At 37.4% G+C, this 22,894-nt stretch carries 16 protein-coding genes; 11 read left to right on the forward strand and 5 right to left on the reverse strand.

The window, feature by feature from the left end; genetic code table 11:
- Positions 1 to 80: 80 nt before the first annotated feature.
- The 3 genes from CYAN7822_RS28640 to CYAN7822_RS28650 all read right to left on the reverse strand — a co-directional run bounded on the left by CYAN7822_RS28640 (position 81) and on the right by CYAN7822_RS28650 (position 2,384).
- Positions 81 to 1,445 carry a hypothetical protein gene (locus CYAN7822_RS28640; protein ID WP_013334462.1) on the reverse strand — a complete coding sequence of 455 codons (1,365 nt, stop codon included), beginning with the start codon at positions 1,443 to 1,445 and terminating at the stop codon, positions 81 to 83.
- 196 nt (positions 1,446 to 1,641) lie between these two features.
- Positions 1,642 to 1,920 (reverse strand): acyl carrier protein, encoded by a 279-nt coding sequence (locus CYAN7822_RS28645; RefSeq protein ID WP_013334463.1) that lies wholly within the window; start codon positions 1,918 to 1,920, stop codon positions 1,642 to 1,644.
- 197 nt (positions 1,921 to 2,117) lie between these two features.
- Positions 2,118 to 2,384, reverse strand: coding sequence for a hypothetical protein (locus tag CYAN7822_RS28650; protein WP_013334464.1), 267 nt, complete (start codon positions 2,382 to 2,384; stop codon positions 2,118 to 2,120).
- A gap of 903 nt (positions 2,385 to 3,287) precedes the next feature.
- Between CYAN7822_RS28650 and CYAN7822_RS28655 the strand changes: the two genes are divergently transcribed.
- The 10 genes from CYAN7822_RS28655 to CYAN7822_RS28700 all read left to right on the forward strand — a co-directional run bounded on the left by CYAN7822_RS28655 (position 3,288) and on the right by CYAN7822_RS28700 (position 17,726).
- Positions 3,288 to 5,129, forward strand: a complete 1,842-nt coding sequence (locus tag CYAN7822_RS28655; protein ID WP_013334465.1) for a fatty acyl-AMP ligase — start codon at positions 3,288 to 3,290, stop codon at positions 5,127 to 5,129.
- 166 nt (positions 5,130 to 5,295) lie between these two features.
- On the forward strand, positions 5,296 to 5,595 hold the full coding sequence (locus CYAN7822_RS28660; RefSeq protein WP_013334466.1) for a hypothetical protein: 300 nt from the start codon (positions 5,296 to 5,298) through the stop codon (positions 5,593 to 5,595).
- Between the two features lie 161 nt (positions 5,596 to 5,756).
- On the forward strand, positions 5,757 to 9,203 hold the full coding sequence (locus CYAN7822_RS28665; protein WP_013334467.1) for a calcium-binding protein: 3,447 nt from the start codon (positions 5,757 to 5,759) through the stop codon (positions 9,201 to 9,203).
- A 156-nt stretch (positions 9,204 to 9,359) separates the two neighbouring features.
- Entirely contained in the window at positions 9,360 to 10,694 is a 1,335-nt protein-coding gene (locus CYAN7822_RS28670) for an ABC exporter membrane fusion protein (RefSeq protein ID WP_013334468.1), read from the forward strand.
- Positions 10,695 to 10,768: 74 nt separating this feature from the next.
- Complete coding sequence (devC, locus tag CYAN7822_RS28675; RefSeq protein WP_013334469.1) at positions 10,769 to 11,923, forward strand: ABC transporter permease DevC; 1,155 nt, start codon at positions 10,769 to 10,771, stop codon at positions 11,921 to 11,923.
- 15 nt (positions 11,924 to 11,938) lie between these two features.
- Positions 11,939 to 12,643 (forward strand): DevA family ABC transporter ATP-binding protein, encoded by a 705-nt coding sequence (locus tag CYAN7822_RS28680; protein WP_013334470.1) that lies wholly within the window; start codon positions 11,939 to 11,941, stop codon positions 12,641 to 12,643.
- Between the two features lie 330 nt (positions 12,644 to 12,973).
- The gene (locus CYAN7822_RS28685; RefSeq protein ID WP_013334471.1) at positions 12,974 to 13,924 is read left to right on the forward strand and encodes a cytochrome c oxidase subunit II; all 951 of its coding nucleotides are present in this window, start codon (positions 12,974 to 12,976) and stop codon (positions 13,922 to 13,924) included.
- A 14-nt stretch (positions 13,925 to 13,938) separates the two neighbouring features.
- Positions 13,939 to 15,594: a cytochrome c oxidase subunit I gene (locus CYAN7822_RS28690; RefSeq protein WP_013334472.1), complete on the forward strand. Its 1,656-nt coding sequence runs from the start codon at positions 13,939 to 13,941 to the stop codon at positions 15,592 to 15,594.
- Between the two features lie 101 nt (positions 15,595 to 15,695).
- Entirely contained in the window at positions 15,696 to 16,352 is a 657-nt protein-coding gene (locus tag CYAN7822_RS28695; RefSeq protein WP_013334473.1) for a cytochrome c oxidase subunit 3, read from the forward strand.
- A 9-nt stretch (positions 16,353 to 16,361) separates the two neighbouring features.
- Positions 16,362 to 17,726 (forward strand): NAD(P)/FAD-dependent oxidoreductase, encoded by a 1,365-nt coding sequence (locus CYAN7822_RS28700; protein WP_013334474.1) that lies wholly within the window; start codon positions 16,362 to 16,364, stop codon positions 17,724 to 17,726.
- 206 nt (positions 17,727 to 17,932) lie between these two features.
- Here the strand turns inward: CYAN7822_RS28700 and CYAN7822_RS28705 are convergent, their stop codons facing one another.
- Complete coding sequence (locus CYAN7822_RS28705) at positions 17,933 to 18,307, reverse strand: hypothetical protein (protein ID WP_013334475.1); 375 nt, start codon at positions 18,305 to 18,307, stop codon at positions 17,933 to 17,935.
- 474 nt (positions 18,308 to 18,781) lie between these two features.
- Here CYAN7822_RS28705 and CYAN7822_RS28710 point away from each other — a divergent pair, with 474 nt between their 5' ends.
- Complete coding sequence (locus CYAN7822_RS28710) at positions 18,782 to 19,357, forward strand: hypothetical protein (RefSeq protein ID WP_013334476.1); 576 nt, start codon at positions 18,782 to 18,784, stop codon at positions 19,355 to 19,357.
- A 104-nt stretch (positions 19,358 to 19,461) separates the two neighbouring features.
- Here the strand turns inward: CYAN7822_RS28710 and CYAN7822_RS34920 are convergent, their stop codons facing one another.
- On the reverse strand, positions 19,462 to 22,515 hold the full coding sequence (locus tag CYAN7822_RS34920; protein WP_013334477.1) for a DUF3987 domain-containing protein: 3,054 nt from the start codon (positions 22,513 to 22,515) through the stop codon (positions 19,462 to 19,464).
- Between the last annotated feature and the right edge of the window lie 379 nt (positions 22,516 to 22,894).

The raw sequence follows: 22,894 nt of genomic DNA on the forward strand, positions 1-22,894 counted from the left end.
AGTTTTATTTTCTATTTGTAATTCCCTGCTGTCTAAAACCTAGAACTGTGTACCTCACTAATATGAGAAGCTAGATCAACCTAGTTAAAAGTTTGAACGAATTCTTTAAAGGATTTTTTGTTGGTTTTGATCGCCTTCTCAATTGAACCACCGGCGGACATAATTTTCATTTCATGATTAACCGGCCACAAATACTGCATAGGGTCAAAAAAGCGGCGGAATTCTGTCACCAAGCGACGATGATATTTCTGATTCTGATAGAAGCCGTCATGCTCATGGCACAAGCATTTTTCCATCCAATACAAGGCTTCTTCATTAGACATAGAAAATATCGGCGATTTGAGAATTCTCAGTAGCATTAGTTGAAAATAAGCATCGCTACGGAATACAGTAGGCATCACACCAGAAAGCCCGCCCACAACGCCTAATTGTGCCATTAAAACGGTGAGGTTGGCCACAGTTTTTTCATAGTTAGTCGCTGCCGGAAAATCTTTATAAAGATTTTGAGAAATAACCTGGGAAAAGGTCGTATGGAAGGATTCATCTAAAAGATGATAATGAGAAACAGCCGTCGGTGTAGGAATAAATTCTTCTCGCTTTTGTAAAGTCTTGAAATATTTGAAATAGTTGTATTCATAACATTTCAAAGACATATTGCCAATCATGCGAATAGCATAATATTGGGTTGCTAAAAAAGGAGAACTGCCCCAGTTAATCGTAAAAAATTTCTGCAATGAACCTTGAGAAACTAATCCCCCTAACCCGCCACTTGTACCGGGGATTTCTTTTGTGCGTTCTTCTTGATTTTTTAAGAAAGTTGAGTAATGTTCCTCGTAATCTTTTTGCATTAATTTGGTAATTAAGCGAAAAGCCGAGTCTCGATATTGAGCCGCATAAGCGGACAAACCGTTAGTTTTTGCGGGAGCATTCAATAAAACTCTTTTTTTAGAATTTTTGCTGCTACTGTTTTCTCGGGGATCTTTTAATCCTTGCTTACCCAACAAAGCAAGTTTGATTTTATAACCTATCTTCTGAAAAGTGTAGATATGGGTGTGTTCTTGATTAGTTTCTAGGTCTAATTCTTTACAAAGCGTCTCATAGCTATTTAATCTCGAGAACACTCCTGATGTCACTTGATTATATAAAACGGTATTCGCTTCTGTAGCCGCAGTATGATTATACTGTCCTACCCAAAACAAATGATTAAGTGCTAATTTTTGTGAAGAAGATGCTTGTTCATACAAGGGAGTCCCATAAAATATAGATAATTCAGGAGGTCCCCAATAATATTCTTTATCGGCGTTATAATCGAAATTCCGCGCCAACTCCTCCATTTTTTCTGTATAGTCAGAATTAGTGTTGTTGAGGTAAGTGTTTTCGAATATTTTCTGATGATTTTTCTTCTTGAAGTCAGAAGAAACCGTCGATGATGCAATCATAGTCATAGGATTTTTCTAGCTAATCAGTCAAATGTTCAGAAAAAAAACTAAACTAAACGCATTTAAATTTCCTATCATTAAGGGCCAGAAATAGCACTGAAATCGTTAAGTGTTTTAAGTGTTACTTGCTTACACCTCGCAGAGACGAAGTGTTACCTTGCCTTAAGACAACTTAAAAGCGTGCCAGTTGCTCACAAAAAAACTAATTATTTTCTGGATTTTGAGTTAAGTATTGACTCAGCCGCTCAATGTTAGGATAATCATAAAGAACGGTTGGTTCAATTTCACGTCCTAGCCACAGTTCTAAATCTCCAGTCATACCAATGGCGGCTGAGGAGTCTAACCCAAAACCATCAAAAGGAGTGCTAGGATCGATTTCATCGGGATCAACTTCTAGCAAGTCGGCTATATAATTAATCATCCATTTTTGGATATCTGAATAGCTTTTAGTGGTTTTTTGTAACTGAAATGTGTTAGTCATGATTTGATGTATTATGTACTAAATGATTGCTGTGGATAGTTTCTTGGGATAATTTGAACTTTTACAGCCGCTTTTAAATAAACAAGGTACAAATTCCTGTTGAAGACTAGAGAAGTCAATTAAGTTGTACCTCACTTATTTAAAAAGGGCTATACCTCAATAGATAGAGACAAAGAAAGAGAAATTAGTATGCAAGGTTAACGCTTAACTTGATTAGCGCTTTCAACATCTGGGATTTTGTAATTAACAATATAGTCAATCACTTCTTCAGTGTTTCGTCCGCTATCAAACAAGCTTTTTATAAATTTGATACAATGGACTTGATACTCATTCCAATGAGTTTGACGAGAAACATACCTAAATCTTTCTCTCCAGTGATGCTTTAAGATTGAGACGTATTTGTGAAAAGTAGCTTCACTAATTTGAAGTTTTTGTTTCACCTGTGTTCGAGTTAGAAATTCCACTTTTTTTCATTAGCTTACTTCTCGGGTAAAATAATTTTTTGAACAAAATTTTACAAATGATTAGAATCAAGTAAAACTTGGATTTATATTGTTACTTACTCAAGGTTGACTTAATTAAAGCAGATTTATTAATGTTTGTCAGTAGAAAAAACCTACACTTTGCATTAATATAAAATAGTAGAAAAAATCTACACTGTTTATTTTTAACCTTGTTTAAAATACATAAATTCGATAAATTTACTGTACTATTTAAATAAGGCTATAAGTGGCCATAGCCGTTAAAAAGGCGACAGCAAAATTCTTGAAATAAATTTCTAAAAGCTTACTGGCATCTCATGTACAAATCCTCAATTCTGAATGAGAATTCACTTATTTATTAGCTGTAGGGACACGGCAGCTAACTTTTCTAGTTCTTATAACCTAGATAAGATTGCTATTGACAATTGACTTGAAAACAACTGTTGACAAGTTCAACTCAAGCGGGTATGATTACTACTTGAATGTATCCATTCATAAAACTTAAAATAACTTAGTCAAACGGAGATCTACCAATTTTGCAGATGTTTAACTAAAAACTTTCTAAATAACCTTTCAACATAGCTTGTGAAACGGTTACTATTTGGGCTACCTGTATTTACAAACCTCATCACCTTGAGCAGAGGTTGATGCAAGCAATTACTCTTGGCTTAATGAACAGGCTGTTTAAATAACTCATGCTTCTTTGACAATAAATGTCTAAGCTATTCCGTGACTTATTTAAGTCAATGCCTATCCCATATTTAATTACTCAGCTTAAAAAGTCAATTTCAATTGTCTTCAGTATGTTTCCTAATGAAGATTTATCCAATTCTCTTAATTTTTTCCGCTCCTATCCAATTCTTTGAATTTTAGAGACTAAACAAAATGATTAAGCCAGAAATAGAATTTTTTCAGGAGATTAAATCCGAAAGTTTTACATTGCTCAATCTTTTAGCTCATCGTGCTAACAAAGAACCTAACAAAATTGGTTATAAGTTTCTTCAGCGAGGTGAAACTGTATCTAAAATAACATACTTAGAATTAGAATTGCAAGCACAAGTAATTGCTTATTCTTTACAATCTTTAAAACTTGAGGGAGAGCGAGTTTTACTGCTATATCCATCGGGATTAGATTTTATCAAAGCCTTTTTCGGATGTTTGTATGCAGGTTTAATCGCTGTACCAGCCTATCCGCCTCGTGCGAGTCAGCATATATCCCGTTTACTCTCCATTACCAATGATGCTAAAGCAACAATCGCTTTAACAACCTCCTCAATTTTAAAATCTTTAGAATCAGAAATAAATAAACATCCTGAATTAAAATCTTTGCAATGGTTAGCAACAGATACTTTAGATAATGAATTAGCCAAAGAATGGACTAAACCCAACATAACCCCAAAAACCTTAGCATTTCTTCAATATACATCTGGCTCTACAGGTAAGCCGAAAGGGGTAATGGTAAGCCATGAAAATCTGTTGCACAATTTATCCTTAATTTATTCATGTTTTGCCCATTCTGAGCAGAGTCAGGGAGTGATTTGGTTACCCCCCTATCATGATATGGGATTAATCGGAGGAATATTACAGCCGCTTTACGGAGGATTTCCGGTGTGTTTGATGGCACCGATGGACTTTTTACAAAGGCCCCTGCGTTGGTTACAAGCCATTTCGCAGCACCAAGCCACCACCAGTGGCGGGCCGAATTTTGCTTATGATTTGTGCCTACAAAAAATCTCTCCAGAAGAACGAGATCAACTAGACTTAAGTAGCTGGAAAGTAGCCTTTACTGGCGCAGAAACCATCAGAGCAAAAACCTTAGAACAATTTGCCGAATATTTTGCGCCTTGTGGTTTTCGCAAAGAAGCTTTCTACCCTTGTTATGGGATGGCTGAAACAACCCTAATTGTTACAGGTGGAAAAGTAACAGATCCGCCAGTTATTTGTGAAATTGATGGCAATAGTCTTGAGCAAAATAAAGTCTTACCTGTACAAAACCCCGAACATAGTAAACAATTGGTAGGCTGTGGACAAAACCTACCCAATCAAAAAACCCTAATTGTCAATCCCGAAACTTTAATCGAATGTTTACCCGAAGAAGTAGGAGAAATTTGGGTCAGCAGTTCAAGCGTAGCTCAAGGTTACTGGGAGCAACCTGAAGAAACCAAAAAAGTATTTAAAGCTTATTTAGCAGACAAGGTTCAAGGACCATTTTTACGCACAGGAGACTTAGGCTTTATCAGAGATGGAGAGTTATTTGTCACCGGCAGAATAAAAGATTTAATTATTATTCGCGGACAAAATTACTATCCTCAAGATATAGAACTGGCAGTAGAAAAAAGCCATCCAGCCTTACGTTCTAATAGCGGCGCGGCTTTTTCAGTAGAAATGAAAGGACAAGAAAAATTAATTATTGTCCAAGAAGTAGAACGAACTTACTTACGAAATTTAAATATTAATGAAATTGTAAGTAGTATTCGTCAAGTAGTAACGAAAGAATTTGAACTTCAAGTTTATGCTACGGTTTTAGTTAAACCCGCCAGTATTCCCAAAACATCAAGTGGAAAAATTCAACGCCATCGCTGCCGGGAGCAATTTCTTCAAGGAACTTTGAGTATAGTTGAAGATTGGTGTGAAACCCCTCATGGAAAAGTAAAATTTTTGCATTTACAAAATGAAGTAGATAATTTATTTAAACAATTATCTAACTTGAACCCAACTCAGAAATAGGTAGCCAAAAATCAAGTTAACAGTAGCATGAAGCAAAAAAAGGCTGAGAGTGTGTTTACTTCTCAGACAGTCAGTAAACTTTATTGATAAGCTGTCACTCCTTGAGTTTCTTCTGAAGATCATCATTTTTTTCAATAACTATCTTGTAATTATTGCAGCAGCAAAAATGTCTAATCAATTAATGAATTTGACTGAAGCAAATCTTCTTCAAAAAATTAAGTTATCTATTAATCAACTTGAAGAATTACATCCTTTAGTTTTTCGGGGTGCTTTTGGTTTAACTCACGAACAAGCCGCGTATGAATTATGTGTAGAACCGCAAACCATGAGAGCATACACCAAAAAACAGCCTTCTAAGCGAGTAAAAAAATTAGCCGCTACTACGGCTCGACAGTGGGTTATTAATGGGCATAATATAGTAGAACCAGAATTACTATGGAAAGCTATTTTTGAAAATGCTCATTAAAATAATAATTAGGTTGGACATTAATTAGCAACAGTGAGGTTAAAAAAGGTTTAATTTTTAAAAAATTATTTAGAAACTGTTAATGAGTTCAACCTATTCCCTAAAATTGCAAGAAAAGCGGAAATAATCTTTTTGACTGTCAAATTTTGGAGACGAAAACTATGACATTGTTCGGATTGTTTAAAAGCAATATCAATGGAGAAGTTGACACCGGATTTCCTTTTGGATTTGAAGACTTTTCCACAAATTTTAGAATAGAATTTTTGCCAGATATTTTCGCCGGCACTACGGGAAATGATAATATTACAGGCGATTTAGGCGGGCCAAACGTCATTTTTAACCTTGATATTTCTGTAGATTCAATACCCGATCCAGACAATAGAAACATCAGCCTTCCCAACACCGCCCGAGATTTTATCGTAGGTTTTGGCGGGAACGATAATTTAGTAGGAGACAACTCCTTCAGTGGAGGCGGTAACGATATTATTTTAGGAGATGCTTTTGCCCCCAATGATCAGGGATTGGATGGAGATGACACCCTTGATGGATTAGGAGGAAATGACGTTCTTATAGGTGGAGGCGGCGGCGATTTACTCCTAGGTTTTGATGGCGATGATATCATGCTAGGAGACTATTTTCTCCGCCAGATACAAGTCAACTTTTTTATTGATACAGAAGATTTCCTTCCCAACGATAAAGAAGATGATGTAAACATATATAATCCAGATCCCATTCAGTTTTTTATTGGCAATTTTTTCAATGAATCAGAAGGGAATGATACCCTTTTTGGAGAAAATGGCGACGATCTCTTGATTGGAGACCGAGGTGATGACAGTTTAAATGGTGGTAACGATCAAGATACCTTATTAGGGTTCGGCGGCTTTGATAATTTAAACGGCGGTGAAGGAAGCGATATTATACTCGGGGATGGCGTATCTTTTAACGGGCAAGGAGGAGGTTTTAACAATGATACCCTAGACGGAGCAGGCGGCGATGACATTGTTATCGGTGGTGGTGCCTCAGATGTCCTAAGCGGTGGCGACGGGAACGACATACTGTTGGGGGATTTGTTTTTAGGATTAATTAATCAGACCATTATTCGTAATTTAGGCAGCATTACCATTGCTCAAGCCGATAATACAGTAATTTCTTTAGGAAGCATCAGTTTAGCCGTTGGTGGCATTGGTGGAGAAGGAAATGACCTGATCAATGCTGGCAATGGTAATGACATAGTAGTGGGTGATAATGGCAACGATACTCTAAACGGTGAGAACGATAATGATACGATTCTCGGCTTTGGCGCTAATGATTTAATCACCGGCAGTAGCGGTAGTGACCTAATTTTAGGCGATGGGATCTCAGTCGATAATGTAGGGGGTAGTGCAGGCAGTGATATCTTACAGGGAGGGAGTGAAAACGATACCCTGATAGGAGGTGGAGGCGGCGATCTCATTAGTGGAGACGATGGTAATGACGTAATATTGGGAGACTTATTTCTCGGCTTGATCGATACCACCCTATCAGCTAACGGAATTGTCCTCAGAGTTGGCGGCAGTGGCGGGGAAGGCTCAGATATCCTCAACGGAAATAATGGAGATGATGTCATCATTGGAGACGAGGGCAACGATTCAATATCTGGAGACGCGGGTAGTGATAAGGTTTTAGGCTTTGGTGGCAGTGATTTTGTCAGTGGCGGCTCAGAGGATGACATACTTTTAGGAGATGGGTTCTCTGCGGACCCCGTCGGCGGTGCGGCAGGGCGAGATGTTCTAGATGCAGGCGAAGGAGACGATATTCTTGTGGGTGGAGGTAGCGGCGACACCTTAAATGGTGGTGATGGCAATGACATCATGCTCGGCGATCTTTTCCTCGGTTTAATAGATGAAACCTTCACAGTAGGTGAGGGCGATACTTTAATCAATCTCAGAATTGGCGGCAGTGGCGGCGAAGGCAGCGACTTCCTCGAAGGTGAAAGCGGGAATGATATTCTTGCCGGTGATGCAGGCAGTGATTTTATTGATGGAGCAGGAGACAGAGATATTGACGATCTGGGGACAGATACCGCTATCTATATCAATTCGCCGCTAGGAGCGCTGATCAACATTGATGAAGAAAATACTTATTTCAACATCGCCGATGTGAATACTTTAATACCAGATTTAGAGGGTACATTTGAAGTCGCTGAGGGTACAGCCTTTGACGGATTCGACGGCGTAGATACTTTACGTAATCTAGAAAATATCATTGCCTCAAATTTTGCAGATACCATTATCGGAAATGCAGAAAATAATGTCCTCGATGGTGGTGGCGGCGATGATGTTTTTATAGGCAATGCCGGCGATGACGTTATTATTGGTAACGCTTCAGGGCTTTTACTTAACATCGAGCCTAGTGTAACAACGGTAGGTTTAGACCTTAATTTACCCAGTTTTCTTGACAGTCCGATCCCGCTTCGTTTACCCACTTTTTCTCTGGAAAAAGGCAGCGATACTAGCCTCATCAGTAACACTACCACTAGCGATATTGATACAGCTAGTTACCGTCGAGACCCAGGTGCTGTTAAGGTAGAGTTAGGAGTCGTTACCACTGACAATCTAGGAGCATTATTAGCTAACTTTAATATTGATTTGCCTCCCCAAGTAGATGAATTATTAGCCCAACTTGGTACAGCAATTGATGTAGGTTTTGCTCAAGATGGTTTTGGATTTACAGATGTATTAATTAATGTTGAAAATGTGATTGGTTCTGCTTTTGATGATCAACTCAGTGGTAGCAGTAAAAACAATCAACTTTTTGGCGGTGAAGGTAACGACAAACTCGCCGGCAGTGGAGGCGACGATCTCCTCTTCGGTGAAAACGGAAAAGACAATCTTGAAGGAGGTACAGGAAATGATTTTCTAGCAGGAGGTAAAGACCAAGATACCCTAAACGGAAATTCAGGTAATGATACTGCTTCTTATGCCGCATCTGACGCAGGCGTAAAAGTGAAATTAAGCACAGGAAATGGTCAACTCGGAGATGCTGAAGGCGATCAACTCATCAGCATCGAAAATGTAGAAGGTTCTCAGTTTAATGATGACCTTGAAGGGGATGATCAAGGGAACTTTTTAAAAGGATTAGACGGTGATGATAACCTTTCCGGTAAAGGGGGGAAAGATACTATTTTTGGTGAAAGCGGCAATGATAAAATTGATGGGGGTAAAGGAGGAGATGAAATCAACGGTGGCGATGGTCAAGACATACTCATAGGGGGTGAAGGAAGCGATACTATCTTGGGTGGTCAAGGAGATGATTTAATCGACCCAGGTAACGGAATTAACCTCATTAATAGTGGTACTGGATTCGATATTACTACTTTGGGTAATGAAGGAATCAACAACATTATTCTAGAAGTCGGAGAGGGCTTTAATACCATTGAAAACTTCCGTCTTAAAACAACCAATTTAGGAGTTAGTAATGTTAATACCTTAAGATTTCAAGATGTTTCTGGAGGGGTAGAAATCTTCCTCGGTTTGAGTGAAGACAGCGAAGATCAAATTGCTTTCTTAGAAAATATTACAGCCGCGACTCTTGTAGCCCAAGCTGATGCGATTTTCTTTACCGCCTAATTCAGAAATAAAAATTTAATAAATGGACAATCTAAGCTTTAGCTCTCATTAAAAAATTAACTTAAAAATTTTAGTCAAGAACTGAGCTTAGATTTTAATTTTTCTAAAAAAAAGTTTAATAAGGAAAAACGAATATGCTGTATCATTGGTAAAAATATGGAAAATAAATTAATTACTAATCAAAAAACCGGTAAAAAAAGTAAACTCCTATCCCTTACGGGAAACAAGAAAATATTAGGACTAATTATAGCGGCTTTACTCTTGAGCGGCTTCAGTCTTTATTACTTTCTACGTTTTCGCAGTCTTAGTCCGGCCAGTTCTTCGATTGCCGCTTCAAACACTTCCAAGACTAAAGCCGTCTCAGCCTTGGGTTATATAAAACCAGAAAAAGAAGTTATTTATTTATCCGGCCCCACCTTTTTAAATACCATAGGAGGAAACCGAATAGAAAAACTTTTAGTAAAAGAAGGTGACTATGTAAAATCTGGACAACTAATCGCCATTTTAGACAACGTTTCTACATTAACAGCCGAGTTATCTTATGCTGAAGAACAAATTACCATTGCCCAAGCACGTTTAGAACAAGTGAAAGCAGGAGCCAAAAAAGGAGAAATAGAAGCACAGCAAGCTAGATTTGAGGGCAAGAAAGCCGAATTAGAAGGACAAATTAAAACTCAGCGCGAAACAATTGCCACATTACAAGCTCAGTTATTGGGAGAAGAAAATTCTCAAAATGCTCAAATCGGATCAATACAAGCCGAATTAGAAAATGCTCAAGCAGAATGTAAACGTTATCAATTACTTTATGACAATTCTGTTGTATCTGCCTCCGATCAAGAAGCTATCTGTTTAAAAGAAAAAACTAACCAAAAAAAATTAGAAGAGGCCCAAGCTTCTTTATTTCGTATCCAATTATCTAGAAAAGCTCAAATAGAGGAAGCCAAAGCAAATTTAAATAGAACCATTAGCACTTTAGAAAAACAAATTCAAGAAAATGAATCTGTCTTACAGCAAATTGCCGAAGTTCGTCCCACCGATGTAAAATTAGCTGAAGCCGAAGTTAAAAGCGCCATTGCTAATGCAAAAAAAGCCAAAGAAACGGTAGAATTAGCTTATGTGCGGGCCCCTCATTCAGGACAAATTTTAAAAATTTATACCCACGATGGAGAACGAATTAGTAATCAAGGAATTGTATCCATAGGACAAACGGCTCAGATGGCAGTTACAGCAGAAGTTTATGAATTAGATATTAGTCGAGTGCGTCTGGGACAAACAGCAAAAATTACCAGTTCTGCTTTTTCCGGAGAATTATTCGGTAAAGTCATACAAGTAGGATTAGAAATTGGAGAACAAGGTGTTATTTCCCCGGATCCTACTGTAGATGTAGATCGCCGAGTTGTTGACGTTAAAATCCGTTTAAATCCCGAGGATAGTAAAAAAGTTTCTGAACTCACCAATTTACAAGTAAATGTAGTTATTAATACTTTATAGGTCTGATTTTCTAGCTTTTTAATCCTCAAAAAAAACTGTTTACAAATAAAATAAAAAACTCGGAGTTTATAGTAATGTTTTTTGATATTCCTTTAGCTTGGCGGCAACTAATTAGAGAAAAATCACGAATGATGGTAGTTTTAACAGGGATTACCTTTGCTGATATTTTAATGTTTATGCAACTGGGGTTTCAATCGGCTTTATATGATAGTGCCGCCAGAATCCATCATAGTGTAAACGCTGATTTAGTAATGATTAGTTCGCGTTCAAAATCTCTTAGCTACATGAGAGCATTCCCGAGACGAAGATTATATCAAGCTTTAAGTTTTGATGGAGTTCAATCAGTAACGCCCATTTATGTAGGCTATCGAGATTGGAAAAACCCTAAAACCTCTGATTTCAGAACAATTTTTATTTATGGTTTTGAGCCGGTTAAACCCTTTGCCGATGTACCGGGATTAGCGGAAAATATCGACAAAATTAGAATTAAAGATAAAATTTTATTTGATCAAGCTTCTCGCTTAGAATACGGTGATATTGTCAATCAATTTCAAACAAATCAGATAGTCACTACTGAATTAGGCAATAAAAAAATTGATGTAGTAGGTTTATTTACTTTAGGGCCTACTTTTTCGGCTGATGGGAATATCATTACCAGTGATTCAACTTTTTTACACCTATTTCCTGATCGGCAGGCTGAACAAATTAACATAGGCCTTATTCAAATAAAACCCAATGCTGATATTAAACAAGTCGCTGAAAACCTTAAACAACAACTGCCTAATGATATAATTATTTATAATAAACAAGAATTTGTAGAATTTGAAAAAAGATATTGGCAAACCAGTACAGCCATTGGCTTTATTTTTGCTTTAAGTATGTCGATGGGTTTTATTGTTGGTACAGTAATCGTTTATCAAATTCTTTATACAGATGTTTCAGAACATTTATCAGAATATGCCACTTTAATTGCTATGGGCTACAAATATTCTTATTTATTAATAGTCATTTTTCAAGAATCCATCATTCTTTCAGTTTTAGGATATATGCCGAGTTTACTGATCGCGATCAATCTTTATAGTTTAACCAAATCAGCAACTTTTTTACCCATGCTGATGACCTCAGATAAAATTATATTAGTTTTTATTTTAACAGTGATAATGTGTTCTATTTCAGGACTATTAGCCATGCGGAAACTATTACAAGCCGATCCCGCCGATATATTTTAGTAAATTGTAAATCTTATGAATAATCCTGTAGTTGAAATTTCAAGGCTTAATTACTATTATGGTCATGGAACCTTACGCAAGCAAATACTATTCAACATCATTCTCGATATTTTCCAAGGAGAGATCGTCATTTTATCAGGTCCTTCAGGTTCTGGGAAAACCACATTATTAACCTTGATTGGAGCTTTAAGAAAAATCACAGAAGGCAGTATAAAAGTTTTAAATCAAGAACTTCTTAAAAGTAGTGATACAGAATTAATAGAAGTGCGGCGAAAAATTGGTTATATTTTCCAAGCACATAATTTACTGAGGTCTTTAACGGCTCGCGAAAATGTACAGATGACGATACAACTCCATAAAGATATTTCTCAAGAAGAAGCCCGAATTAAATCAGAAGCCATTCTTAGAACTGTAGGCCTAGGAAAATGGATTAATTATTATCCTGATGATTTATCTGGAGGACAAAAACAGCGAGTTGCCATTGCGCGGGCTTTAGTTTGTTCTCCTAAATTAGTTTTAGCAGATGAACCGACGGCTTCCTTAGATAGTAAATCTGGTCGAGCGGTAGTAGAAATTTTACAATCTTTAGTCAAAGAAAAAGGAAGTACAGTGCTTATGGTCACTCATGATAACCGTATTTTAGATATTGCTGATCGAATTATTTATATGGAAGATGGTTGTTTAGTGACAGGACATAATTTTTATCCATCTAAGCAATAGACAATATATCGCAGAATAGGAGTTAGGCACTCTCCAGGAAATATAGCAATCAAGAATGATTGATGAGAAATAATCCCAAGGTAGAGAATAGGAGTTACGCACTCCCAATTAAAAACAACGATCCTATTCTCTAAAAAATCTACATTTTGATAGATGCAAACGAATAAAAGTATTTTCTTAGACATTTTTAGCAGAGAAATATATAAATAGGCATATCTAAGCGAAAAATAATTATGATAATATTGATACACATTTTCAGGAAAGGAGATATAAAAAAGCCTTTAAATTAAAACAATCAAACATTCAAACAATTAACTTCTTTAATTAGAAATGTTAACGATTCTCGAATACCTATTATTGGCTGCTTTGATAGCACTAGATTTAATCATCAGCCGTTGGATAGGACAGCAATCCTATAGCTGGATGCCACCTGAAGCGACGGCAGAAGCACGACGGGTTGACGAATTATTTAGTTTTTTAGTCACAGCCGGAGCCTTTATATACATAGGAGTAATCAGCGTAATACTTTATTCAATTCTTTTTTTCAGAGCAAAAGAAGATGATTATAGTGAAGGACATCCTGGCCGGGGAAATTGGAAAATAGAAGTTCTTTGGACAGTTATACCAATTATTTTAGTAATGTGGTTAGCTATTCAAAGCTATAGTATTTACGGAGAATTAGATATATCAGGGTTATCTAAGTTAGTACAACTGGTTAATCCTTTAGAAAAAGCCGCTTATGCCAAAAGCTTTGATCATCAAAGCAACAGCCGCCAAGAGGTTAGCAACCAAAAAGTTGATGAAGACATTCAAGTTTTTGTCAAGCAGTGGCAATGGTATTTTCGCTATAAAAACGGCTTAGAAACTCATGAACTTCACTTACCGTTAAACGAAACAGTACGTTTAGTGATGAATTCACTAGATGTAATTCATGGCTTCTATGTTCCGGAATTTAGGCTCAAACAAGATATTTTTCCTAATCGCACTATTACTTTTGTTTTTAGTCCAACCCGAGCCGGAAAATATCGCTTACAAGATTCTCAATTCAGTGGAACTTATTTTTCTTTAATGCAGGCCAATGTTTATGTTGAATCTCCTCAAGAGTACAATCAATGGCTTAATAAAGCGGCTAATGCTCAAATAAAAACTCAAGAAAATGAGCGGATTGCCAGCGAACAAGAGTGGGGTGCGGAACCGGTTCCGCACCAATCCTTAAAAGCAGAAAATTTGCGCCCTGAACCCAGCAAAAAACCACTTTTTAATAGTGGTTGGCAAAGTTAATTAACGAATAACTAATGACCAATCAAAGCCTTACCGAAACCAATAAAAACCGTCGCTCTGACAACCGATCAGAAAATAATTGGCGACGTTATTTAAGTTTTAGTACAGATCACAAAGTAATCGGAGTTCAATATTTATTAACAACCTTCTTTTTCTTTTTAATTGGTGGACTTCTAGCCATGATTATCAGAGGGGAATTGCTCACGCCTGAATCTGATCTCGTGGATCGCGCCCTTTATAATGGCTTGTTTACCATGCACGGCACCATCATGATCTTTTTATGGATTATTCCCTGTATGGCAGGTTTAGCTAATTATTTAGTGCCGCTAATGATCGGAGCTAAAGATATGGCTTTTCCCTTATTAAACGCCATTGCTTTTTGGATTATTCCCCCAAGCGGCTTATTAATGCTATCGAGTTTTTTGTTACCAGATGGTACAGCACAATCCGGTTGGTGGTCTTACCCTCCCATTAGCCTTGAAATTCCAGGTGGACAGCCAATCAACGGTCAATTTATTTGGATTTTAAGCTTAATTTTTATCGGTATCTCATCAATTATGGGAGCCGTCAACTTCATCACTACCATTATATGGATGCGTGCCCCAGGTATGACATTTTTTAGAATGCCTGTGTTTGTTTGGACAGTTTTAAGCGCCCAATTACTACAATTAATTAGCTTACCTTCTCTAACAGGAGCAATAATTATGCTCTTGTTTGATTTGTTAGGAACACACTTTTTTACCCCTTTACATAATGGAGAACCCGTTATTTATCAACATTTATTTTGGTTTTATTCTCATCCGGCTGTTTATGTAATGGCTTTACCAGCATTTGGTATTTTCTCAGAAATTATTCCCGCTTTTAGTCGTAATCCTTTATTTGGTTATAGAAGCGTTGCTTTAGCCTCTTTCGGTATTGCTTTAGTAAGCCTTTTTGTCTGGGCACATCATATGTTTGCTAGTGCAACACCCAGTTGGTTAAGAATTACTTTTATGATTACTTCTATGATAGTAGCTGTGCCTACCGGCATTAAAGTATTTGCTTGGACAGCCACCGTTTGGAAATCTAAATTACATTTACAAACTCCCATGCTTTTTGCTTTAGCAGGAGTCATTATGTTTATTTTTGCTGGTATTACAGGAGTCATGCTTAGTGCTGTTCCTTTCGATTTACACGTCAATAATACACATTTCGTAGTAGGTCATTTTCATTATGTTGTTTATAACACGATCACGATGGCTATTTTTGGAGCATTTTATTTTTGGTTCCCCAAAATTACCGGACGAATGTACTCAGAAGGTTGGGGAAAATTACATTTTTGGCTAACATTTATCGGTGCTAATTTGACCTTTTTTCCTATGCACCCAGTAGGATTGCAAGGAATGGTTCGCCGCGTCTCTTCTTATCCTCCCGAATATCAGGGATGGAACATTATTGCTAGTCTTGGCTCATTTTTACTCGGCGTTTCGATTTTACCTTTTATTGCTAATATGATTTATTCTTGCCTTGAAGGAGAAAAAGCAAGTAATAATCCTTGGTATGCAACAGGATTAGAATGGGCAACTTCTTCTCCTCCTCCTCAAGAAAATTTTGCCGAAGTTCCTACAGTTACAAGACCTCCTTATGATTATGGTGACCCCAAAATTGCTGTTATAGAACCTTCGGATTAATCATTAATCATTAGTCGTTAGTCATTAGTCGTTAGTCATTAGTTATTAGTTATTAGTCTTTAGTTAAAAGTCAACTATTATAATTATTAAATTCTAACGTTATGCCTAGACATATTCATATTGATGATAGTCCAATTCGTTTTGAACGTCTTTTAGAACGATTTCCCCACTGGTTACAACGCTTTTTACCTACTGGCGGCGGTGATGCTGAAAACTCTCAACATAAATCCCTATTTGGAGTTACTGTATTTTTACTATCAGAAAGCTTAATCTTCCTAAGTTTCATCTTGACCTATCTTGCTCTAAAATATAATTCTTCTAATTGGTTACCACCAGGCGTTAAAGGCCCAGAATTAACAGTTTTAGTCGCCATTAATACTGTGGTACTTCTTTCTAGTAGCCTGATTATTCAATGGGCAGAAAATGCGCTTAAAAAACGGAAAATAAACAAGTTTCGCGCTCTTTGGCTGACAACATCTCTCATGGGAATTTATTTTTTAGTCGGTCAGAAAAATGAGTGGAATGGCCTTGATTTTGGATTAAAAACAGCAGTAGCAGGAGGGGCTTTTTATGTGCTGACAGGGTTTCATGGATTGCACGTTCTAACAGGCGTTTTATTACAGTTAACTATGTTCGTGCGCTCATGGCTTCCTAACATATATAAAAAAGGTCATTTTGGCGTAAGTGCTGTAACCCTTTTTTGGCATTTTGTAGATGTAATTTGGATATTTTTATTTTTAATCATTTATATTTTATAGGAAAACAACATGAACAATCCAGTTTATCAAACAATAATTATCGGCGGTGGATTTACAGGACTATTTGCCGCTCTGCATTTAACTCACAACCATTATCCTCGTTCTGTTATTTTGATTGACCCCAATGAACGCTTTTGTTTTAAACCCTTACTTTATGAATATTTTAGTGGGCAAATGGAACCTATGCAGGTGGTTCCTCGTTATGAAGAATTGCTACAAGGTAGCGGCGTTATTTTTGTCCAAGATGCTGTTCAAGCCATTAATTTACAAGAACAAGAAATTCAATTAATTTCTGGCACAATATATAATTATAGTAATTTAGTCTTAGCGGTAGGAAGTATTACCAATTATTTTGGCATCACAGGAGCAAAAGAATTTGCATTTCCTTTGTGGTCTCAACAAGATGCCATCGCGCTTGATCGTCACTTACGCTATTGTCTTCAACAAGCCATACAAACCGAAGATAAAGAATCTCGAAAACATTTATTAACTGTCGTTGTAGTAGGGGGAGGCCCTTCGGGAGTAGAAATGGCGGCTACTTTAGCGGATTTGCTGCCTTATTGGTATGCGGCTTTAGGAGGCGATCAAAATGAAATTCGGATTATACTTCTCAATCATGGAAAGGAAATTCTTGAAGGAGATATTAACTCGCATTTACGTCAAACAGCTATGGATCAACTGCAAGAACGTGCGACAAAAGTCGAATTATTATTAGGTTGTAAAGCTAAAGGAATTACTCCCAGTACAGTAGAATATGAGCAAGAAAATCAAACTAAAACTATCCAGAGTGCTACAACCATTTGGGCAACTGGCAGTTCTACCCATCCTTTAATTAAAAACTTAGCAATTCCTCAAGAAAACAGAGATTCTCATGGTCGTCTTTTAGTTACTCCTACCTTACAACTGTTAGATTTTCCAGAAGTATTTGCCGGCGGAGACTGTGCCGCCATTGAAAATAGCTCTCTACCACCCACAGCCCAAGTTGCTTATCAACAAGGAGCCGAAATCGCTCATAATTTAACAGCACTTGCTTTAGGGCAACAACCCCGTCCTGCTAAAATTAACTTGCGAGGAACATTATTAAAATTAGGCTTAGAAAATGCTGCCGCTAACATTTATGATAAGTTTGAAGTGGATGGTGAACTAGGGCATCTTATCCGTCAGGGCACATATTTAGAGCTATTACCAACGCCAATTCATAATTTTAAAGCCACTGCTGAATGGCTCAAAGACGAAATTTTTCAGCAACATTTAGGCATTACCGAATCTGGTAAAGTCATAGTACGAGCCGCACAAATTGCCGGAGGAGTTGCCATTGGAGTTTTAGCCGCTCGAAAATTAATGGAAATTTTAGGAGAAGATAATTCCAAGTGATCAATTATAGGACTTACGCACCATAACCCAATTTTATGGGTTTGAGATTGTCCGCGATCCTTCGCACAGCGAGGAATGACATAAACTCGTTAGTGCGCGTTTCTGAGTGCGTAACTCCTAAATTAAACTCTTTCAACATCGTAGAAAAAAATATTCAATTGGATACAAAAAACTCGCTGCTCGGTTACGGCGCGGCTAAGGATTCATCAAAAGTCTGGTGAATGGTTTTGAGTTGGAAGAAGTTTATTTTCACAATTAATGGCTAGTTGGAGTTGGCCGAATGATTGGTTATTGCAAATAAAAAAATGAGTCAGTCCATCTTCTGTAAATATTTTTAGCTCATCTGGATGATTAAATTCTCCTATCACTCTAAAACAGATTAGAAAAAGAAAAGTAATGAGGCTAACCATAGAAAACAGTCTCCAACTTTTTACACACTTGCCGCCAGCTAAAGCAATAGCTAATTTGAGAGCTTGTGTGTCTGTTTGATATAAAATCACCAGCTTTTTTATGCTTATAGCACGTAATTGCCAAGCAACTTCCCGAGCAACGAGTTCTGATTTAAATAAAAGAAATAGCATTAATTTTTCTCCAATTTAACTTTTTTAAAGTTGTTGACCATAATGCTTATTTATAATTTTAATACGCCTGTGATTCATTATACATCACTTTCTTGATAAGTTTACTGTACTTTATAACCGACAGTATTTTAACATAAGTACCTAGATATCAATAAAGTTTTCTATGTTAATAAATGTAAAATGCCTAAAATCTTGGGCACTCGCCGCTCCTTCGTCGGTTGTCTGCGCTGAGTCTAGGACTTAACTAGACTTTTGCCCACCTACTGAATGAGATTTATAAGTCACCATAGCGGAATTGCTCTGTCTGGTGTTGAAGATAATAAAAGGAGGACTTAATCCAAGAACTCTAGCCAGCAAATAACAATTTTAAAGATGAGATTATAGCTTAATTTTTAAAAACTTGAGCAACAAAATCTCAATAGGTTTTTTGCAATCCCCAACCCACTCAACAATTTAAATTAAAGGAGTTTTCTTATGAAACCAATCATTAATTATAATTCGTCAAAACTATTTAAATATTTTTTCAATATAACATTGGGTTTTTCTTTATTAGTATTTGGCTTAATACCTCCTTTAAATACCTATGCTTTTCCTAGCGGATCTAGTGATAATAATTACCATTCTAAACAATCAAAAATGATACCTTATAATCGCTTGAAAGTAGGCGGTATAGGTCTTTCCATGACAGAAGAACAAGTGAAAAAACTATTAGGTCAACCTCTCAGCACAAAAAATGATTATATAGCAGTTGCCGGTTTTACACGCATTCTACAATATCCAGGATTAACCGTAAAAATGTTGGAAGATGTTAAACCAAGCGGTAAATTTTTTGTGTACGAGATCGAGGCAAATAGTCCTAAATATGCCACCATTGATGGAGTAAAAGTGGGAGATAATATATTAAAAGTTAGGACTATTTATGGCAATCCTAAAACAAGCGATAACAATACTTTACATTATGAGGTTGAGTACAGTAGCCCAACCTATTTTTATTTTTCCATTAAAAATGGCCAAGTAACAAAAATTACTTGTGGCGACTTTTTAGGATAATAGGAGTTACGCATTCAGAAACGCGCACCAACACTTTTATGTCCCAAGCGAGTCCTGAACGATAGCGAAGGGCCACGAGGAATCTCAAACCCCTAGGAGGTTTGTTATGTTTCCTTTGAAGGACCTTCCAAGCGTAAATGGGCTTTTAATACAGCAATTAAAGCCGCTTCTGTGAACCCTATCGGTTTAACCCATACATAACCGGCTTGTTCCATCCAGCCGCTTAACGGTGCTTCATCTAAAACAATCACTCTTGAGCCGGGTTGAATGCTAATAATTTTTCGCCAAAAAGCCGCCAATGGGGTTTCCATTGATCCAATGGCTAAATAGGTTCCTTCATAAATATAAACAGGTGTATTACTGCTCTCCATTGCTGGTACAGGTGTTGAAATGGCATTAATAGACGGGTTATTCAAGTCATTATTTTCTAATTCAGAAAAATATTCCTCTTTATCAGGGTTTTCTGGGCTTGGTGATTGCTCAAGCTCAAGGTTGGGAGAATTGTTCGCAGTTGAGACTAAAGAAATATCAAAATCATTCTCTTGTTGAGATGAGTCACTCTCAGAAAAAGTGACATCAACGTCATCCTTTAAAGAGTAGTCAAAAGCCTGGATTTTATTGGGTTCTATAATTTCTAAGCCAAATATGTCATTTACTGGCATCGACTGATCGACAGACTCTATCCCTTGCTGTAATTGGGTTTCTGCTATTTTGCTGTCAACATTTTTGTCTTTTAGAGACAATGGAGATGAGTCAATATTGTCTACTAATGTGGTTTCAAAATTAACTGATGGGTTCTCTTGTGTGACACCAAGATTACTCTGATCTTCTCCTGAACTAGGATTTAGCGATTTAATTAGCGTTGACATTTGCTGATCATCTTTGACAGTTAAACTTGCCAAAGGGTTGATAAAATCTACAGGAGCAACCCTGTCTGAAAGGTTGACATTTGTGTCAGTTGGCACCAGAGAGCGTATTTTGAGAGTTTTAGCCGGCACATAGTTGGCTAAACCTGCCTCTACCAAGGCGCGGAAAATTGACTTCAGTTGACTATCATTTAATTCTTTTAACCGACGACTTCCACGTCTTGCATCGCGCATGGTTAATTCGGTTTTTTTGGCTAAAAGTTCTTTAACAATTAAAGCATTGCCTTCGCAAGCTAAAGCCGGCGAATTTTTCGCTAAAACGTAACGTAACTGCTGAATATACCAATTAATCACATAAATTGCTCGTTTCATGGTTTCGCCGCTCACAGAAGGCTCTACAGATCCATTACTCCAAGCCCAAACTAAATGCAAAACTAACGCAATTCTAACGCAGTAAGACTCAAATTTCGGATAAGCCACTTCTAAAGCCGTAATACTTTCAGCTTTCATCTTTTTGACTAACTGATGCTGCCATTTTTGAAAAATAACTTTAGCTTCTGGCGAGAGGATATAATCTTGTTCAGGCAGCAAGTGCAACCATTCGATTAAATTTCGATTAATTTTATTTAAACCAAAATCTTCGCAATCATGAAGCAAATCTAAATAAGGGGCTGGTAGTTCGGTAGCACACACAAGCCATCGCGCTAAAGCTCCCGTATAATCACTATCAGAAAATTTAGCTTGAAGTTCTGCTAATGATAACCATTGAATGGTTCCAGTGGCACTAATCGCTGTCCGTCTTAAATAAGTCGATTCACCCTTGCGGTCTTTAGAGTAGGTCTTGCCGCCAAATAAGGTTAAATCAAGAGTATCATCATCGCCATGACCATTGCGGAATTTATTCATCCGTTTAAAATATCCGGCTAATTCATCCACTTTGTTTAAGAGTCCTCGTGGGTTTTGTTCATGGAGTCGGATAGAACCTTCGTAGTTAACATCTCGTGTCACAAAGCGTTTACAGATAGGCTCTTTGGGTTTAGGTCCCCGCTCATCTTTTTTAGAGGAATACCATTCTTCCACTTCTTCAACATAGCGGCTTAATTGTTGTTGATACTGGGTGTAGGCTTCATCTTCTATCTGTTCTAGAGCTTCGGTGGCATTGTCTAAAGCCGGCGACTTACGATCACCACTATTAGCCACTACCATCGTGCGAAGAATACAAGGCTGAATGTATCTAGAACTTACTTTAACGATAATTCGGGCTGCCGTTCCTATAGAAGCCGCCCACACCGGTAAAAGATGGGTAAAAATCGCTTCTACTGCTGTAGGCATAGCATTGGCTGTATTAATAATGGTAGCGGCTAATTGAGGCGGCAAAATTTTGCGAATGTCTAGCCCTTTTTTATGTAGCGCAATTAATTGCGGCAGAGAGGTGGCTAATTCGAGTTCATCAAAATTTAAATCATGCTCATAGCACCGTTGCTGGTAAAGTTTTCTCAGGTCATAAAGTTGATAGTTGCTCAATTGAGCTAAAGCGCGTAGTTCAATTTCTAACTCGGATTCACTCAGATTGCGGTCTTTAATTCTATCAAGTAACTCCAGAATATCTAGAGAAGATTTGCTTGTCAGTGAAATTAAGTTATTGACTGCTAATTCCTGTTTTGCTGGCATTAAACATTCATTTTTCCACAAATTAGGCTGAATCTTTAAACTTTCTCTTAATTCTTCTAACTTGATTTTTTGCTCGAGTTCTGTTAGGTCTTTTCGTTGTAGAATTTGTTGAATGCCGGCGATCGCTCTTTGAAGGGTTGATTTATTCCCTGATGCCGTATTTAAGGCTTGGGCTTGATTAATAATTAATTCTTGAATTTGGTTAGGAGAATAATTAGGATCATTTATCCATTCACAAATATGATGAGACAGAGATTGAAGCTCTCGTTTTTCCCAGTGCTTTCTCACAATATTTCGGGCATAAACATCAATGTTAGCCGCGCTGACGGTTCGCTCAATCAATTGCGCCAATTGAGAAATGCCGCCTACTTGTTCACAGATCCCTTTTTCTTCTAAGCGGTGTTGCACCGTCATTAAGTCTGTCGGCAGTCCGGACTGGTAAAGTTCTAAGGCGGTTTCGTAAATGGCGGCATAGCGCCGGACATAGAAATGCTCAGGAGATAAAAGGTCAGCGACTTTAGCCATCGCACGAGGATCAAAAAGGATGCCGCCAAGAATTAATTCTTCGGCTTCAGGATTGGCTAAATAAGCAGATTTTTGGGTTTCTTGTAAAGTTACCATAATGATTCTTTTTCTTAGTCACTAATGTTTAATATTTTGGGTGGGTTTGCTTAAAAACTTAATCAACTTCACCTGTAAGGCCGTTTGGGGGTTGCCCTCGTAGCTAGGCTGGGGTCGGGAACTCGTTCCCGACGAACCGACCCTGTTTTAGCTCAATCTGGAATTTTCCTTAATTAAAACCTGTCAGTCACTTGAAAAACGATCAAGTAGCTGCTAGAATTAAATTAATTGATTTTATTCTTAGTGGATGTTTTCCATAAAGAACCCCCTTTTCTTGTTATTGCTAGAACACAAGAGAAACCAAACAAAACAATCTATTAAATAATGCGATCGCCGTGCAGTTAGCTAGACAGACGGCGTTCACTATTTTTAAGGGACT

Origin of the sequence: Gloeothece verrucosa PCC 7822, from assembly GCF_000147335.1 — a bacterium.
GTDB lineage: Bacteria > Cyanobacteriota > Cyanobacteriia > Cyanobacteriales > Microcystaceae > Gloeothece > Gloeothece verrucosa.